Raw genomic sequence first — 15,240 nt, 5'->3', positions numbered from 1 at the left:
AGGAGCGTGACGTGATGCGGGTGTTCGTGGCGGGCGGGACCGGAGCCATCGGGCGGCGCCTGGTGCCGCAACTGGTGGCCCGGGGCCACCACGTGACGGCGACGACGACGAGCCCGGAGCGGCTGGCCCTGCTGGAGCGGCTGGGCGCCGAGGGCGTGCTGATGGACGGGCTGGACGCGGCCTCGGTCGGCGAGGCGGTGGCGCACGCCCGGCCCGACACGATCGTGCACCAGATGACCGCGCTGGCGCCCGACTACATCGGCAAGCCCGACTACCGGCATCCGGAGAAGTTCGGCGCCGTCACCAACCGGCTGCGCACCGACGGCACCGACCACCTGCTCGCCGCCGCCGCGGCGACCGGCGTCACGCACGTCGTCGCGCAGAGCCTGGCCACCTGGCCGGCGCAGCGCGACGCCGGCCCGATCACCGAGGACGAGCCACTGCCGCCGGAGCAGCTGCCGGCGAAACTGCGGGTCATCGCCCGGCCGCTGCGCTACGTCGAGGACGTGGTCGTGAAGGCCGGGGGCGCGGCGCTGCGCTACGGCGTCTTCTACGGCCCCGGCGGCGGCATCGAGGACCAGATCGAGCTGGTCCGCAAACGGCGGATGCCGGTCATCGGCGGCGGCGCGGGCTATTTCTCCTTGGTGCACATCGACGACGCGGCGAGCGCTACCGTGCTGGCTGTGGAGCAACGCGCGACCGGCGTGTACAACATCGTCGACGACGAGCCCGCCCCCGTCCGCGAGTGGCTGCCGTACCTCGCCGCGTGCGTGGGGGCGAAGCGGCCGCTGCGGGTCCCGGCGTGGCTGGTCCGGCCGGTCGCCGGCGAGATGGGCGTGGCGGCCATGACCCAGGCGCGGCCGTTCTCCAACGCGAAGGCCAAGCGGGAACTCGGCTGGCAGCTGCGGTACCCCACCTGGCGCGCCGGCTTCAAGGAGGAGGCGGCATGACCCCGGCCGAGGAGTTCGAGGACCTGCGGCCGCTGCTGTTCTCCATCGCGTACCGGCTGCTGGGCAGCGTCAGCGAGGCCGAGGACGCCGTCCAGGAGACGTGGCTGCGCTACCAGACGTCCACCACCCAGCCCAAGTCGGTCAAGGCGTACCTGTCCGCCGTCGTCACCCGGGTGTCGATCGACGTGCTGCGCTCGGCCCGGGTGCGGCGCGAGGAGTACGTCGGGCCGTGGCTGCCCGAGCCGCTGGCCACCGACCCGTACGAGGACCCGGCCCGCTCCGCCGAGCTGGCCGACTCCGTGTCGATGGCGGCGCTGCTGCTGCTCGAGCGGCTCAGCCCGCTGGAGCGGGCGGTGTTCGTGCTGCGCGACGTGTTCGGCTTCGGCTTCCCGGAGATCGCGGCGGCCGTCGACCGGTCCGAGACGGCCTGCCGCCAGCTCGCCGTCCGGGCCCGCCGGCACATGGACGAGGGGCGGCCCCGGTTCGCGGCCGACCAGCAGGAGCGCGACGAGCTGGCGGCCCGGTTTTTCGACGCGGTCCGCGACGGTGACGTCGACGGCCTGCGCGAGCTGCTCGCGGCCGACGTCCAGATGGTCGGCGACGGCGGTGGCAAGGCGCCCGCGCTGGCGAAGGGCGTGTACGGCGCCGACAACGTCGCCCGCCTGGTCACGTCGATCCTCCCGCTGCTCGACACCGTCGGCGCGAGGCTGCGGCCGCGCACGCTGAACGGCCAGCCCGGCGCCGTCGTCGAGGACCGCGACGGCGCGCTGATCGCCACCATGTCGCTGGACGTGCTGGACGGCCGCATCCAGGCCATCCGCTCCGTCGTCAACCCCGACAAGCTCGGCCACCTCGGCCCGCTGTCCGACGCCTGGGCCGTCGCTCACGAGCTGCGCCGGGCCCGTCGCGGCTGACGCAGGGCCGGAGCGATGGTGGGCGGTTCGCTGGTGCCAGGGCGCCAGCGAACCGCCCACCATGAGCCGTCGCGGGCCGACTCAGCGCAGGTGTGCCTCGACGACGGCGAGGGCGGAGGGGGTGTCGCCGGCGAGGGAGAGGCGGGCGAACTCGCCGACCACCCGCTCGTGCTCGGCCAGCCGCTCGAACCGGACGCGCTGGTCCGCCGGCGCGGCCGCGACCAGCTCGGCGAAGCGCGGCAGGGCCCGCACGGCGCCGTCGGCGAGGTCGGTGAGGAAGGCGTCCCAGGGCGCCGCCGCGACCCGGGCCGCGTACGCCGCCGCCCGGGAGAGTGCCGCGGCGTCGTCGACCGGGCCCAACGAGGCGGCGACGACGGGCGCCAGCAGGGCCAGTGTGCGTTCCTCCAGGTCCAGCAGCGCCGTCAGCTCCGCACGGTGCTCCGTGTGGGCGGAACCGCCGGCCAGCGCCCGCAGGAACGCCGCGCCGAACACCTCGCCGTCGTGGGCCCAGCGCAGCAGCTCCGCGTACCGGCCGGTCATGACGACAGCCGGAACGACGGGACGAAGGCGGGGTCGGCGAGGGCCGGCCGGTCGGCCCGGAACGCGTCGATCGGGTGCCGGCTGGTGCCCGTCGTGGCCAGCGACGCGAGGATCTCGCCGAGCAGCGAGGCGAACTTGGCGGCGTGCCCGGCGCCGACGGCGGCGACGACGCGGGGGTGGCCGGGCACGTGGTCGAGGACGAACTCGCGGTCCGGCGGCATGTCGTAGACGCAGGTCTTGCTGACCAGTTCCGGGCCCGCGGCGCCGGGCAGCCGGTCGCGCAGGAACGCCGCGACGCGCTCGGTCTCGTCGGGGTCCGGCAGCTCCGAACGCGTCTCCTGGGTGACGAACCGGCCGGCCATGTCGCGCGCCGCCTTCACCGCGACCTCGCCGTAGACGGGGAAGCCGTAGAAGAACGACTCGCCGTGCCAGATCCACATCGGGAACCGGTCCGGGGCGAAGTCGCGCAGGTGCGGCGTCGCGAAGTAGCTGACCTGCTCCTGGCTGAGCGTGATCGGCCAGTCGACGCCGAGGCTCGGCAGCAGCGTGGGGGTCCACGACGCCGCGCACAGCACGACCGACCCCGCGGTCAGCTCGCCGCGGCTGGTCGAGACGGTGACGTGGGTGGACGACGACGACAGGCCGAGCACCGCGGTGCCGGGGGCGAACTCGACGCCGCGGGCGCGGGCCAGCGCGATGTGCGCGGCGGTGGCCCGGCGGACGTCGAGGATGCCGCCGTCGGCCTGGAACAGCCCGACGACGTCGTCGCCGATGCGCCACTGGGGCCACCGCGACCGGATCTCGGCGGCGTCGAGGTCCTCCCAGGTGACGCCCTGGGCGGCGAGCGGCGCGAGCGAGGCCCGGTAGGTGTCGAGCTCGCGCGCGCCCGGCGTCCCGGCGACCGCGAGGTCGAGCCCGCCGACCTTGAACACGAGCTGGAGGCCGGTCTCGTCCTCGACCTCGTCCCACGCGGCGTACGCGGCCGGGGTGAGCGCCGTGTAGACGGGCGAGTGGTAGGTGTGCCGGATGATCCGCGAGTGGTCCTCCGACGCGCCGCGGGTGTGCCCCAGCTCGTACTGCTCCAGCACCAGCACGTCGGTGTGCCCGGCCGCCGCCAGCCGGTACGCCGCGGCCGAGCCCAGCGCCCCGGCGCCGATGACGATGTGGTCGTAGGACGTCTTCACGGCCGGCCCTCCAGCACCGGGGCGAAGTACCCGGCCAGCAGGTCCGTCAGCGCCTCGAGGTAGCGGGCGCCGCGGGCCGCGTCGGCCGGGCGGGCGTCGCCGAGGACGCCGTTCTCGGACAGCGCCGCGGTGCCGCCGGTGAAGATCCGCTGGGCGACCTCGTCGTCGAAGACGCCGTCGAAGCCGCGGACGGCGGCACTCATGTCGACGAGGTCGGGCCGCTCGGCCAGCACGATCGACGTCTCCGCCTCGCCCGCGTGCGATCCGCTGACCTCGGGCGGGATGCCGTCGTCGCGGCCGACCCGCTCGAGGACGGCGACGAACGCGGCGAGGTCGGTGTACGGCACGAACCGCGCGCCCCCGACCTCCCCGCCGGTCGACTCCAGCAGTTGCGCGAGCGGCCCGAAGTTGCCGCCGTGGCTCGGCACCACCAGCACGGTCTCGAAGCCGTGGCTGGCGAGGCTGCGCACGTACTGCAGGACGACCGCCTGGAACGTCTCGGTGTCCAGCGTGATCGTGCCGGGGAAGGCCATGTGGTGGGTGGCGACGCCGAACGGCACCGTCGGGCCGACGACGACCTCGCCCAGCCGCGGCGCGAGCCGCGTCACCAGCGCGTCGCCGAGCAGCGCGTCGGTGCGCAGCGGCAGGTGCGGGCCGTGCTGCTCGGTCGAGCCGACGGCGAACAGCGCGGTCCGCCGCCCGGCGTCGAGGGCGGCCCGCATCGCGGCCCAGGACACGTCGGAGAGTCGCAGCACGCTCATGCGGCACCCGCCCGCAGGTGGTCGACGGCCAGCCGGGCGACCTCGCCGATGACGGCGTCGGCGGCGCCGTCGCGCAGGTCGTACTCGTGCTGGCGCAGGTAGACGGCGACGGCGTACCGGTCGCCGCCACCGAAGTCGACGACGCCGACCTCGTTGCGGATGCCGCCGTGGAAGGTGCCGGTCTTGCCGGCGATGGCCGGGCCGTCGCGGTAGGCGGTGGACAGCCGGTGCGGCGCGTACTGCTGCGCCATGATGCGGCGCACCTCCTCGCACGCCGCGGCCGGGCCGGCCTCGTCCCGCCAGATCGCGCTGACCAGCGTCGTCATGTCGCGCGGGGTGGTGGTGTTGCCGACGGTGCCGGCGATGGACGGGCTGGCGGCGACGGCGGCGCGCAGCCGCGGGCGGTCCATCTCGTGCGGGTAGCCGCCGAACTCGTCGAGGACGTCCCCGACCAGTTTCGCGCAGTCGTGCGGGAACGACGTGTTCGCCAGCCCGAGCCCCTTCAGCCGCGCGGCGATGCGGTCGGTGCCGACGACCTCCTGCACGACGTCGGTGGCGGTGTTGTCACTGATCTGCATCATCAGCAGCGCGAGGTCGCGCAGCGAGAGGTCGACGTCGTCGAGCATGGCCGAGATGCCGGTCGGGCCGAGGCTGCGCCGCCCGGCGGGCACCCGCTGCCGCGCCGTCAGTGACAATGTGCCCTCGGCGGCCTGGCAGGCCAGCTCCAGCAGCACGGCGATCTTGTAGGTGGACGCGGCGACGCTGACGGCGTCGGGGTTCAGCGCCACCTCGCCCGGGCCGTCGACCGGCCGCACGTGCAGCGCGGCGTCGGTGCCGGCCCGCCGCAGGGCCGCGGCGATGTCGTCCATGACGGGGTTCATCGTGCCTCCTGTGTGGTTCCGGAACTCCAGACCGCGTCGAACACGCGCAGCCAGTTCTCGCCGAGCACCGCCCGCACCTCCGCCTCGCCGAAGCCGCGCTCGAGTAGCCGGTCGGTGAGGTTCGGGAACTCCGCGGCGGTGTCCAGCCCGTCGGGGAACGACCACGGCGGCGGGGGATAGGTGGCCGCCGACCAGATGCCGTCGCGGACGTAGTGGTCGTACAGCTCGCGCGGCGCGTCGCGGACGGTGTAGTCGAGGCCGAGCGCGACGTGCTCGATCCCGACGAGGTCCGCCACGTGCGTGATGTGGTCGACGAAGCGGTCCAGGCCGGGCCGGTCGCCGCCGAGGAACGCCGAGAACCCGTTGATGCCGACCAGCCCGCCCGTGCCGGCCAGCGCCCGGATCAGCTCGTCGGAGACGTTGCGGGCGCTGGCGTGCAGCGCGGCCGGGTTCGAGTGCGACGCCACGACCGGCGCCGACGACGCCGCGACCGCGTCGAGGCTGGTCCGCTCGCCGGTGTGCGACACGTCGACCAGCATGCCGAGCCGGTTCAGCTCGCCGACGACGCGGCGGCCGAACCCGCTCAGCCCGGCGTCGGACGGCTCTTCGCAGCCGTCGCCGACCGGCCCCCGCTGGTTGTAGGTGAGCTGCACGACCCGGACGCCGAGGCGCCAGTAGTACTCGACGAGGTCGAGCTCGTAGCCGAGCGCGGCGGTGCCCTGGAACTGCAGGACGACGGCCAGCTTCCCGGCCGCCTTGGCGGCGCGGATCTCGCCGGCGGTGGTGGCCAGCACGAGGTCGTCGGGCCGCTCACGGACGAACCGGAACAGCCCGGCGATCGCGGTGGCGGCCTGGCGGACGTCCTCGAACGCGACGGCGGTGACGACGCAGCAGGTGGCGCCGCCCTTGCGCCAGTCGTCGACGTTCTGCATCCAGTAGTAGCCGGGACAGGTGCCGTCGATCACGACGGCGGAGTCGTGCAGATCTCGCGCGGGCATGCACACCTCCGGACGGGAGCGGGGGTCAGGACAGCGGTGCGGTGACGCGGGCGGCCAGCCGGGCGGCGACGGCCCAGTCGAGGGCGGCACAGCCGACCGACTTGAAGACGGTGCGGCCGGAGGGCGCGGGGTGGGACGGCGCGGCGGCCAGCTCGCCGAGCGGGCGCAGCGCCGCGAGGTCGAGGCCGGCCCGCAGCGCGGCGGCCACCTCGCCGGACTCGTCCAGGCAGCCGGCGACGTCGTCGACGACCACGGCGGACGCGGTGGTGAGCAGGTCCGGCGGCAGTTCGCTCATGTCCGAGCGGAACGAGCCGACGGCGTTGACGTGCACCCGCCCGGGCAGCGACGACGTGCGGAACAGCGGCTCGCGGGCCGACGTGGCGCAGCAGACGACGTCGGCGGCGGCCACCGCGGCGTCGGCGTCGCCCTCGGTGCGGACGGTGAGCCCCGGGGCGCGGCGGCGCAGCGCGTCGGCGAACGCGGCGGCGTTCGCGGGAGTGCGGCTGCACACCGTGACGTCGTCGATCGGGCGGATCGCGAGCATCGCGTCGACCTGCGCGGCCGCCTGCCGGCCCGAGCCCAGCACCGTCAGCCGGCGGGCGTCGGGCGCGGCCAGCAGCGACGTCGCGAGGCCGGCCACGGCGCCGGTGCGCAGCGCGGTGATCTCGGCGCCGTCGGCGGTGAACGCGGCCCGGCCGGTGCCGCCGTCGACCCACAGGACGGTGCCGGCGATGGCCGGCGCCCGGCCGCCGTGGTCGAGGCTGACGCTGACCGTCTTGACGACGGTGTCGCCGGTGCCGCCGTGGGTGGCGGCCATGACCAGCACCCGGCCGCCGTCGAGCACCAGCCGCGGCGGCTGGTCCAGCTCGCCGCGCACCACCGCGGCCAGCGCCGGGCCGAGCGCCTCGACCGCCTGGCCCATGGTCAGGGCAGCGCGGACGGCGGCGGGGTCGAGGTGGGCCGGGCCGGCGGGGTCAGTCATCGGCCGGCTCCTCGGGCCGGCCGGCCCAGAGTCCGCGGGCGTGCTGCAGGTGCTGGGTCATCAACGTCCGGGTGCCGTCGGCGTCGCCGGCCGCGATGAGGTCGAGCAGCTGCTCGTGCTCGCGCGCCGACGCGACCAGCTGGCGGTCGCCCTCCAGCCCGGACAGGCCCAGCAGCCGCATCTGGTCGCGCAGCAGCGCCACCATCGCGACGTAGCGGTCGTTGCCCAGCAGCGCCGTGACCGCGAGGTGGAACTGCCGGTCGACGGCGACGAAGCCGACCATGTCGCCCTCCTCGGCCAGCCGGACGAGGTCGCGGGCCAGCGGCCGCAGCGGCTCGACGTCGGGAGCCGGACGCCGCGACGCCAGCCGCTCCATCGCCGGGACCTCGAGCGCCAGCCGGAGCTCGACGATGTCGTCGAGGTCCTTGTCGCCGAGGACGCGGACCCGGAACCCGCGGTTGCGGACCATCTCGACCAGGCCGTCCTTGGCGAGGTCGAGCACCGCCTCGCGGACCGGCGTCGCCGACACCCGCAGCTGGTCGGAGATGGTGCTGATCGAGTAGAGCTCGCCCGGCTTCAGCGTGCCGGCGATGATCTGCGCCTTGATCTGGTCGGTCGCGGCGTCGCGCAGTTTCGTGCGCGGCAGTTCGTCGAACCGCGGGGTCTCGGTGGCCATGAACCGCCTCTGCCGAAGTCGTTGATCGTGATCGGGACCTCTACCGTAGTCCGGTCCGCAACCATTGACATGTTAGGCGTAAGGTATTACACCTAACCCATCCGAGCAAGGGTCGAGTGCACGTATGGGAGGGCCGATGGCCGAGCACATCCTCACGAGACGGCAGGTCCTGGTCGCGGGGGCCGCCGCCGGCGCGCTCGCGCTGACCGGGTGCGGCGGCCGGGGCGGCGGATCACGTCCGGCGGGCGCGGGCGCGCCGTCCGACGAGGGCACCCCGCAGCGCGGCGGCGAGCTGCGCATCCCGCTGACGCAAGAGCCGATCGCGCCCGCATTCGACATGGGCACCCGGGCGGCCGGCTCCGTCGGCACCGCGGGCATCTCGACGCTCGCGTACAACGGGCTGGTCGAGGTGGTCGACGGCGAGGTGGTGCCGCAGCTGGCGCTCTCGTGGGAGCAGCCCGAGCCCACCCGCTACGTGTTCGACCTGCGCACCGACGCCGAGTTCCACGACGGCACCCCGTTCGACGCCGCGGCCGTCAAGGCCAACTTCGACCGGCTGATGGCGCCCGGGTCCGACGCGGTGAACCTGCCGCCGTTCCTGGAGTCGGTGACGGTGCTCGGCAGCCACCAGGTGGAGTTCCGGCTGGCCCAGCCGGCCGCCGCGTTCCTCGGGTCGCTGCGCCGCGGCCGGGTGATGATGATGTCGCCCACGGCGGTCGAGCAGTACGCGCAGAGCGACCCGTTCAAGGCCTCCGTCGGCACCGGGCCGTACCGGTTCAGCGAGTACCGGCCGGGCGACCGGATCGGGCTCGAGCGGTTCGACGGCTACTGGGCCGGGACCAACCACCTCGACGCCATCACGTTCACGATCATCCCGACCACCAGCACCCAGATCCAGGCCTTCCTCAACGGCGAGTTCGATCTCATCGGCGTCGTGCCCGCGCAGGTCGGGCAGGTCACCCGCGACCCCAGCGTCGTCATCCACGAGTTCGTCGGCAACACGTTCAACTACCTGACCTTCAACCAGGCCCGGGCGCCGTTCGACAACCCGGACGTGCGGCGCGCGTTCTCCGCCGCGCTCGACCGCGAGGGCATCGCGCAGGGCGTCTACAACGGCTACGCCGAGCCGGCCAGCGGCCCGTTCTCGCCGGCCATCGGCGACGCCTACCAGGACCTGTCCGACGTCGTCGCGCAGAGCTACGCGCCGGACGAGGCACGCCGGTGGCTGCAGCAGTCCGGCTTCGACACCGGCGCGACCGTGCGGTTCGACTCGTTCACGCAGGCGCCGTGGGGCTCCGAGGCCGACGCGATGACCGCCCAGCTGCAGGAGATCGGGCTGGACATCAAGCTGGAGAAGCAGGACTTCGGGTCGTGGGCCGACCTCATCTACACGGCCAAGGACTTCACCATGTTCAACAGCGGGCAGACCACCCGCACCGTCGACCCGGACGAGGTGCTCTACCCGCTGGCGCACTCCAGCGGCGACCTCAACGTGTTCGGCCTCGCCGACCCGGAGCTCGACTCGCTGCTGGATCAGGCCCGCGCCGAGGGCGACCCCGGCATCCGGGCCGAGATGTACCACGACATCGCCCGCAACGTCGCCGAGAACGCGCACGCCGCGTTCACCGTGTGGCCGAAGGAGATCATCGCGGCCGGCCCGAACGTCAAGGGCCTCACGTTCTACGCCGGCGGCACCCACGCGACGGAGGGGTGTTGGCTGTCCAGCTGACGGCGCGCCGCCCGGCCCGCACGGCCGGGCGGATCGCGCTGAGCCTGTTGCAGGCCCTGGTGGTCGCCGTAGGCGCGACCTCGGCGGTCTTCCTGCTGATGCGGCTGATCCCCGGCGACCCGGCCCGGATCCTGGCCGGGCCGGGCGGCAACGTCACCGAGGAGCAGATCGAGCTGACCCGGCGCGAGCTTGGCCTGGACGACCCGCTGCCGGTGCAGTACTGGGACTGGATCAGCGCGGCGTTCCGCGGCGACTTCGGCACCTCGCTGGTGCTCGGCGAGCGGGTGTCCGACCTGCTGGACGACCGGCTGGTGGTGACGGCGCAGCTGTCGGCCTACTCGTTCCTGCTGGCCGTCGCGCTGGCCATACCGCTCAGCGTCGTGGCGGCCCGCTGGCAGGGCGCCGTCGCCGACCGGGCCGCCCGGCTGGTCGGCTCGACCGGCATCGCGGTGCCCAGCTTCTGGCTGGCGCTGCTGCTGATCATCCTGTTCCAGGGATACCTGCCGATCTTCGGCTACGTGCCGGTGTCGGAGAGCCTGACCGACCACCTGGTGCACATGATCCTGCCCGCGGTCGCGCTCGGCGCCGGGTTCGCGGCGCTGGTGTTCGAGACCAACCGGGCCGGGCTGGTCGAGACGCTCGGCTCGGACTACGTGCGCACCGCTCGGGCGTTCGGCATCCCGGAGTGGCGGGTGTACGGGCGGTACGCGCTTCGCAACGCGTTCCTGCCGACGCTGACCATCCTCGGCATCCAGGCCGGCGCACTGATGAGCGGCGCGCTGCTGGTCGAGAACGCGTTCGCGCTGCCCGGTATGGGCCGGCTGGTGGTGCAGGGCGTGCTGTCGCGCGACTACCCGGTGGTGCAGGCCTGCATCCTCGTCATCGTCGTGATCTTCGTGGCGGTCAACCTGCTGATGGACGTCGTGTACGCCGTCGTCGACCCGAGAGTGAGGCGATCGCGTGGCCGCGCCTGACACCGTCGCGCCGCCCGCCGCCGAGGCGGTGGCCGCGCCGCGTCCGTCGTTCCTCCGCCGACTGCTCAGCAGCACCGGGCAGCGGATCGCGTGGGCGATCGTCGCGCTGCTCGTGCTGGCCGCCGTCGCGGCGCCGCTGCTGGCGCCGTACGAGCCGAACGCGCAGGACCTGCGCAACACGCTGCAGCCACCCGGTGGCGGCCACCTGCTGGGCACCGACGACTTCGGCCGCGACCAGCTCAGCCGGCTGTTCTACGCGCTGCGCTCGTCGCTGTTCATCGGGCTGGCGACGACGGCCGGCGTCGCGCTGATCGGGCTGCCGGTCGGCCTGCTGGCCGGGTACGCGCGCGGCGCCCTGGACGTCGTCGTCGCCCGGGTCATCGACGTCGGGCTGGCGCTGCCGTCGCTGGTGCTGGCGCTCGGGCTGATCGCCGCGATGGGCGCCGGGATGCAGAGCACGATCATCGCGCTGGTGGCCGGCTACGCGGCGTACCTCGCGCGGGTGGTGCGCAGCGTCGTCCTGCAGGTGCGGCAGGAGGAGTACGTCGAGAGCGCCCGCGTCACCGGCGTGCGGCCGTGGCGCATCGTGCTGCGGCACGTGCTGCCCAACGTGCTCGGCGCGACGACGGTGCAGCTCACGCTGATCTTCGCGTTCGCCATCGTCGGCGAGGCCGGGCTGAGCTTCGTCGGCCTCGGCGTGCAGCCGCCGTCGGCGTCGCTGGGCAACATGCTGGCCGAGGGCGCGAACTACACCCTGGAGGCACCGGCGCTCGCGGTCGCGCCCGGCGTGGTGATCGCGGTGCTGCTGATGGCGCTGCTGTTCGCCGGCGACGGGCTGCGCGACGCCGCCGACCCGCGGAGGTCCCGATGAACGCGCCGCTGCTGGCCCTCGACGACCTCGTCGTCTCCCTGCGCTCCGACCCCGCGCTGCGCGCCGTCGACGGCGTCGACGTCACCGTCGCGCAGGGGGAGGCGGTCGCGCTGGTGGGTGAGAGCGGGTGCGGCAAGTCGGTGACGGCGTACTCGCTGCTGGGCCTGCTGGCGCCCGGGCTGACCGCCCGCGGCACCGTCACGCTCGGCGGCACGTCGCATGACCTCGCCGACGGAGCCGGACTGCGGCCGCTGCGCGGGCGGGACGTCGCGATGATCTTCCAGGACCCGCTCACCGCGCTGAACCCCGTGCTGCCGGTCGGGAACCAGCTGGGCGACGTGCTGAGGGCGCACACCGCGCTGGACCGGCGGGCGCGGCGGGCCCGGGTGCTGGAGCTGCTGGCCCGGGTCGGCATCCCGGCGCCGGACCGGGTCGCGCGGTCCTACCCGTTCGAGCTGTCCGGCGGCATGCGGCAGCGGGTGCTGATCGCGATGGCGCTGTCCTGCGAGCCGCGGCTGCTGGTGGCCGACGAGCCGACGACGGCGCTGGACACCACCGTCCAGGCGCAGATCATGGACCTGCTGCGCGACCTCGTCCGCGACGAGGGCATGGCCATGCTGTTCATCTCGCACGACCTCGGGCTGGTCGCGGAGTTCTGCCAGCGGGTCTACGTCATGTACGCCGGCCGGGTGGTCGAGACCGGGACGGTCGAGCGGGTGCTGGCCGCGCCCGGGCACCCGTACACCCGGGCGCTGGTCGAGTGCCTGGCGACGATGGGGCAGGGCGCCGACCGGCTGGCCACGGTGCCGGGCAGCGTGCCGGGCATCGACGCGATGCCGGCCGGCTGCCGGTTCGCGCCGCGCTGCGCGTACGCCGTCGACGCCTGCCGCACGACCGACCCGCGCCTGGTCGACGGCGTCGCCTGCCTGCGGGCCGGCGAGCTGCCGTCACTGCGCACCGGACTGGTGGAGGAGGCACGATGACGGAGTCGGCGGCGGTGGCCCAGGGCAGCCCGGTGGAGGACCCGCCGGTGCTGGCGGCGTCCGGGCTGACCCGGACGTTCCGGCTGCGCGGCGGGGGCGGCGAGGTGCAGGCCCTGCGCGGCGTCGACCTCAGCGTCGGCGAGGGCGCGTCGGTCGGGCTGGTCGGCGAGAGCGGCAGCGGCAAGTCGACGTTGGCCCGCATCGTCGCCGGGCTGCTCCGGCCGACCGCCGGGTCGCTGCGGCTGCTGGGCGCTGAGATGGCCGACGCGTCCGAGCGGCGCCGCCGGGCGCTGTCGCGGGACGTGCAGATGATCTTCCAGGACCCGCGGGCGTCGCTGAACCCGCGGCTGCCGATCCACCGCACCGTCGCCGAGCCGCTGCGCACCCATGGGCTGCCGGCCGGACGGGCCGAGGTCGCGCGGCTGCTGGACCGCGTCGGGCTGCCGTCGCGGGTGGCCGAGCTGTACCCGCACCAGCTCTCCGGCGGGCAGTGCCAGCGGGTCGGCATCGCCCGGGCCATCGCCGCCGGGCCGCGGCTGATCGTCGCCGACGAGCCGGTGTCGGCGCTGGACGTCTCGGTGCAGGCGCAGATCCTCAACCTGCTCACCGACCTGCGCGAGGAGCTCGGCACCGCGTTCCTGTTCATCTCGCACGACCTCGGCGTGGTGCGGTTCTTCTGCTCGCAGGTGGCCGTGCTGTACCTCGGCCAGGTGATGGAGGCCGGGCCGACGGAGACGGTGTTCGCGGCGCCGCGGCACCCGTACACGCAGGCGCTGGAGTCGGCGGCGCCGTCGGTCCGGCTGGCGGAGCGGCGCTCCCGGATCGTCCTGCAGGGCGACCCGCCACGGCCGGAGGACCCGCCGCCGGGGTGCTCGTTCCACACCCGGTGCCCGGTGCGGATCGGCCCGGTCTGCGACGAGACCGAGCCGGCGCCGCACCCGGCCGGCGACGGGTTCGCCCGCTGCCACCTGCTCACGACGGCGGCGGGAACCGCCAGTCGGTGAGGCGGGGCAGCTCGACGGCCTGGGTGGCGTCGCCGATGATGTAGGCGTAGTCGCCCGGGTTCACCTGGCCGAACGACGGCCGCATCTGGAACAGCGCGGACGACTCGTACGGCGCCGTGATGGTCTGCAGCACCTCGAACGAGTGCGGGTCGACGACGCGGCCGAGGACGGTGCCGCCCGGCACGGCCGCCGACAGCGCCTCGATGCCGACCGCCGGGTAGAACAGGCCGCCGTGGACCACCCGCTGCAGCGTCCGCCCGCCGCGCATGACCAGCTGGCGGTCCGGCAGCACCGGCTCGCCTTCGATCATGCCCAGCGCCTTGAGGTAGTTGTCGACGCGGGTCAGCGCCAGCTCGTCGAACCCGTCGGGCAGCACGTTGCCGCCCTGCTCGGCGACGACGCACAGCACGCCCTGCTCGGCGGCGTAGCCGGTGATGGTGCCGGAGTACGGGTTGACGTCGTGCACGTAGATGAAGTCGCAGCCCATCAGCCGGTTGAAGTCGAACGCCCGCTTCTGCTCCGGCGTGGAGTCGCCGCTGACCAGCGTGTAGTTGATGGACGTGTTCGCGCCGCAGTGGTAGTCGATCAGCGCGTCCAGCTGGCCGAGCACGTTCTCCGACAGCGCGGCCGCCAGCTGCTGCGTCACCCAGCCGTCGGCGGCGCCGGGGAAGACCCGGTTGAGGTTGTTCATGTCGGTGTTCCAGCCCTGCCCGGTGGTCCGGGTGCCGGACTCGAACGCGACCGGGTTGGCGACGGGGACGGCGACGACGGTGCCGGCCAGCCCGGCGAGGTCGAGCCGCTCCATCGCCAGCCGGATGATGTGCGAGCCGAAGATCGCGTCGCCGTGGACCGCGCCCACCAGGCCGAGGACCGGCCCGTCGCCGGCCGCGCCGCGCGCGACGTGGACGGCGATGCGCAGGTCCTCGCCCGAGGCGCGCCGGGCGACGGGGAGATGGAACAGCCGCCGGGTGCCGGGCGCGATGTCGAGCAGCTGGGCCGGCCCGGCCAGCGTCGCGGCGGTCACGACAGCCCCAGCAGCCGGGCGGCGTTGCCGCCGAAGACCAGCTCGAGGTCGCCGGCGGACAGGCCGGACGACGTGAAGACGGCGTCGGTGTCGACGACGCGCTGGTCGCGGTCGAGGGAGAAGTCGCTGCCGTAGAGGATCTTGTCCGGGCCGGCCTCGGTGACCACCTGCTTCACCAGGCCGGGGATCAGCGCGCCCCACCGCGCCCACGAGATCGACGTCTCCAGGTAGACGTTCGGGTGCTTGCGGGCGAGGTAGAGGGCGTCGCTCATCGGGTTGGCGTGCCCGGCGACCAGCACCGTGTTCGGGCACATGATGGCGAGGTCGTCGAGCAGCTCCACCCGCCCGTTCTCCAGCCGCCCGGCACGCCCGTTCGACGGCCCGGTGTGGAAGATGACGGGGATGCCGAGGTCGCCGGCGGCGGAGACCACCGGCACCAGGCCGGGGTCGTTCAGCGCGAACCCCTGGATCAGCGGGTGCAGCTTGAGGCCCTTGAGCCCCAGCACGTTGACGGCGTGCGCCAGCGTCTCGACCGGGTCCTCCCGCGGGATGCCGGTGGTCTCGGCGAACGGCACGACGGAGGCGAACCCGACGATCGCGCCGTCGGCCTTGGTGACGAGGTCGGCGACCGCCTGGTTGGACATGTACGGCGCGATGGGCAGCACCACGGCCTTGTCGATCCCGAGCGCGGTGATGTTCTGGACGAATGTGTCCACCTCGTCGAGCTGGGTGTTCCAGATGTGGGTGTGGAAGTCGATCCGCAACGAAC

16 protein-coding genes are annotated in these 15,240 nt (G+C 74.1%); 7 read left to right on the top strand and 9 right to left on the bottom strand.

All coding sequences use genetic code 11. The annotated features are described in order from the left end of the window. The first annotated feature begins 14 nt into the window (after positions 1 to 14). Both BLU82_RS13995 and BLU82_RS13990 read left to right on the top strand, forming a co-directional pair. Positions 15 to 950, top strand: a complete 936-nt coding sequence (locus BLU82_RS13995; protein ID WP_092625809.1) for an NAD(P)-dependent oxidoreductase — start codon at positions 15 to 17, stop codon at positions 948 to 950. Beyond that, a complete protein-coding gene (locus BLU82_RS13990; protein ID WP_092621294.1) occupies positions 947 to 1,864 on the top strand; it encodes an RNA polymerase sigma-70 factor in 918 nt (305 codons plus the stop codon). Before BLU82_RS13995 ends, BLU82_RS13990 begins: the two co-directional genes overlap by 4 nt. 81 nt (positions 1,865 to 1,945) lie before the next feature. Here the strand turns inward: BLU82_RS13990 and BLU82_RS13985 are convergent, their stop codons facing one another. Genes BLU82_RS13985 through BLU82_RS13955 form a run of 7 tightly spaced genes read right to left on the bottom strand, consistent with a single transcriptional unit; the run spans position 1,946 to position 7,886 of the window. After that, complete coding sequence (locus tag BLU82_RS13985; protein ID WP_092621291.1) at positions 1,946 to 2,404, bottom strand: hypothetical protein; 459 nt, start codon at positions 2,402 to 2,404, stop codon at positions 1,946 to 1,948. After that, on the bottom strand, positions 2,401 to 3,588 hold the full coding sequence (solA, locus tag BLU82_RS13980; protein ID WP_092621288.1) for an N-methyl-L-tryptophan oxidase: 1,188 nt from the start codon (positions 3,586 to 3,588) through the stop codon (positions 2,401 to 2,403). The genes BLU82_RS13985 and solA overlap by 4 nt, the downstream gene beginning before the upstream one ends. Continuing rightward, positions 3,585 to 4,349, bottom strand: a complete 765-nt coding sequence (locus tag BLU82_RS13975; protein WP_092621286.1) for a creatininase family protein — start codon at positions 4,347 to 4,349, stop codon at positions 3,585 to 3,587. Before BLU82_RS13975 ends, solA begins: the two co-directional genes overlap by 4 nt. Continuing rightward, positions 4,346 to 5,230 carry a serine hydrolase gene (locus BLU82_RS13970; RefSeq protein ID WP_092621283.1) on the bottom strand — a complete coding sequence of 295 codons (885 nt, stop codon included), beginning with the start codon at positions 5,228 to 5,230 and terminating at the stop codon, positions 4,346 to 4,348. Before BLU82_RS13970 ends, BLU82_RS13975 begins: the two co-directional genes overlap by 4 nt. Beyond that, positions 5,227 to 6,228, bottom strand: coding sequence for a dipeptidase (locus tag BLU82_RS13965; RefSeq protein ID WP_092621280.1), 1,002 nt, complete (start codon positions 6,226 to 6,228; stop codon positions 5,227 to 5,229). Before BLU82_RS13965 ends, BLU82_RS13970 begins: the two co-directional genes overlap by 4 nt. Before the next feature lie 25 nt (positions 6,229 to 6,253). Next, positions 6,254 to 7,210 carry an ornithine cyclodeaminase family protein gene (locus tag BLU82_RS13960; RefSeq protein ID WP_092621277.1) on the bottom strand — a complete coding sequence of 319 codons (957 nt, stop codon included), beginning with the start codon at positions 7,208 to 7,210 and terminating at the stop codon, positions 6,254 to 6,256. After that, the gene (locus BLU82_RS13955) at positions 7,203 to 7,886 is read right to left on the bottom strand and encodes a GntR family transcriptional regulator (protein ID WP_092621274.1); all 684 of its coding nucleotides are present in this window, start codon (positions 7,884 to 7,886) and stop codon (positions 7,203 to 7,205) included. The genes BLU82_RS13960 and BLU82_RS13955 overlap by 8 nt, the downstream gene beginning before the upstream one ends. Before the next feature lie 136 nt (positions 7,887 to 8,022). Here BLU82_RS13955 and BLU82_RS13950 point away from each other — a divergent pair, with 136 nt between their 5' ends. The 5 genes from BLU82_RS13950 to BLU82_RS13930 are packed head-to-tail and all read left to right on the top strand — an operon-like array spanning position 8,023 to position 13,447. Then, positions 8,023 to 9,615: an ABC transporter substrate-binding protein gene (locus tag BLU82_RS13950; RefSeq protein WP_157740937.1), complete on the top strand. Its 1,593-nt coding sequence runs from the start codon at positions 8,023 to 8,025 to the stop codon at positions 9,613 to 9,615. Next, positions 9,600 to 10,589: an ABC transporter permease gene (locus tag BLU82_RS13945; RefSeq protein ID WP_157740935.1), complete on the top strand. Its 990-nt coding sequence runs from the start codon at positions 9,600 to 9,602 to the stop codon at positions 10,587 to 10,589. The genes BLU82_RS13950 and BLU82_RS13945 overlap by 16 nt, the downstream gene beginning before the upstream one ends. Beyond that, positions 10,576 to 11,460, top strand: a complete 885-nt coding sequence (locus BLU82_RS13940) for an ABC transporter permease (protein WP_092621266.1) — start codon at positions 10,576 to 10,578, stop codon at positions 11,458 to 11,460. Before BLU82_RS13945 ends, BLU82_RS13940 begins: the two co-directional genes overlap by 14 nt. Further along, positions 11,457 to 12,443, top strand: a complete 987-nt coding sequence (locus BLU82_RS13935) for an ABC transporter ATP-binding protein (protein ID WP_092621263.1) — start codon at positions 11,457 to 11,459, stop codon at positions 12,441 to 12,443. The genes BLU82_RS13940 and BLU82_RS13935 overlap by 4 nt, the downstream gene beginning before the upstream one ends. Beyond that, the gene (locus tag BLU82_RS13930) at positions 12,440 to 13,447 is read left to right on the top strand and encodes an ABC transporter ATP-binding protein (RefSeq protein ID WP_092621260.1); all 1,008 of its coding nucleotides are present in this window, start codon (positions 12,440 to 12,442) and stop codon (positions 13,445 to 13,447) included. Before BLU82_RS13935 ends, BLU82_RS13930 begins: the two co-directional genes overlap by 4 nt. On the opposite strand, the gene BLU82_RS13925 is transcribed toward BLU82_RS13930, so the two are convergent. Further along, positions 13,416 to 14,471: a succinylglutamate desuccinylase/aspartoacylase family protein gene (locus tag BLU82_RS13925; protein ID WP_092621257.1), complete on the bottom strand. Its 1,056-nt coding sequence runs from the start codon at positions 14,469 to 14,471 to the stop codon at positions 13,416 to 13,418. The genes BLU82_RS13930 and BLU82_RS13925 overlap by 32 nt on opposite strands. Then, a complete protein-coding gene (locus tag BLU82_RS13920; RefSeq protein ID WP_092621254.1) occupies positions 14,468 to 15,235 on the bottom strand; it encodes an amidohydrolase family protein in 768 nt (255 codons plus the stop codon). The genes BLU82_RS13925 and BLU82_RS13920 overlap by 4 nt, the downstream gene beginning before the upstream one ends. Between the last annotated feature and the right edge of the window lie 5 nt (positions 15,236 to 15,240).

The organism is Jiangella sp. DSM 45060 (genome assembly GCF_900105175.1).
Taxonomy (GTDB): Bacteria; Actinomycetota; Actinomycetes; order Jiangellales; family Jiangellaceae; genus Jiangella.
Note: the sequence above shows the minus strand (reverse complement) of the source record. Positions and strands in the feature narration are given on the sequence as shown.

What these genes read in the sequence shown, in the direction of transcription:
- BLU82_RS13935 (WP_092621263.1), top strand. Translation starts at nt 11,457, where the DNA reads ATGAACGCGCCGCTGCTGGCCCTCGACGACCTCGTCGTCTCCCTGCGC.
- BLU82_RS13970 (WP_092621283.1), bottom strand. Translation starts at nt 5,230, where the DNA reads ATGAACCCCGTCATGGACGACATCGCCGCGGCCCTGCGGCGGGCCGGC.
- BLU82_RS13975 (WP_092621286.1), bottom strand. Translation starts at nt 4,349, where the DNA reads ATGAGCGTGCTGCGACTCTCCGACGTGTCCTGGGCCGCGATGCGGGCC.
- BLU82_RS13930 (WP_092621260.1), top strand. Translation starts at nt 12,440, where the DNA reads ATGACGGAGTCGGCGGCGGTGGCCCAGGGCAGCCCGGTGGAGGACCCG.
- BLU82_RS13990 (WP_092621294.1), top strand. Translation starts at nt 947, where the DNA reads ATGACCCCGGCCGAGGAGTTCGAGGACCTGCGGCCGCTGCTGTTCTCC.
- BLU82_RS13965 (WP_092621280.1), bottom strand. Translation starts at nt 6,228, where the DNA reads ATGCCCGCGCGAGATCTGCACGACTCCGCCGTCGTGATCGACGGCACC.
- BLU82_RS13955 (WP_092621274.1), bottom strand. Translation starts at nt 7,886, where the DNA reads ATGGCCACCGAGACCCCGCGGTTCGACGAACTGCCGCGCACGAAACTG.
- BLU82_RS13950 (WP_157740937.1), top strand. Translation starts at nt 8,023, where the DNA reads ATGGCCGAGCACATCCTCACGAGACGGCAGGTCCTGGTCGCGGGGGCC.
- BLU82_RS13985 (WP_092621291.1), bottom strand. Translation starts at nt 2,404, where the DNA reads ATGACCGGCCGGTACGCGGAGCTGCTGCGCTGGGCCCACGACGGCGAG.
- BLU82_RS13995 (WP_092625809.1), top strand. Translation starts at nt 15, where the DNA reads ATGCGGGTGTTCGTGGCGGGCGGGACCGGAGCCATCGGGCGGCGCCTG.
- BLU82_RS13960 (WP_092621277.1), bottom strand. Translation starts at nt 7,210, where the DNA reads ATGACTGACCCCGCCGGCCCGGCCCACCTCGACCCCGCCGCCGTCCGC.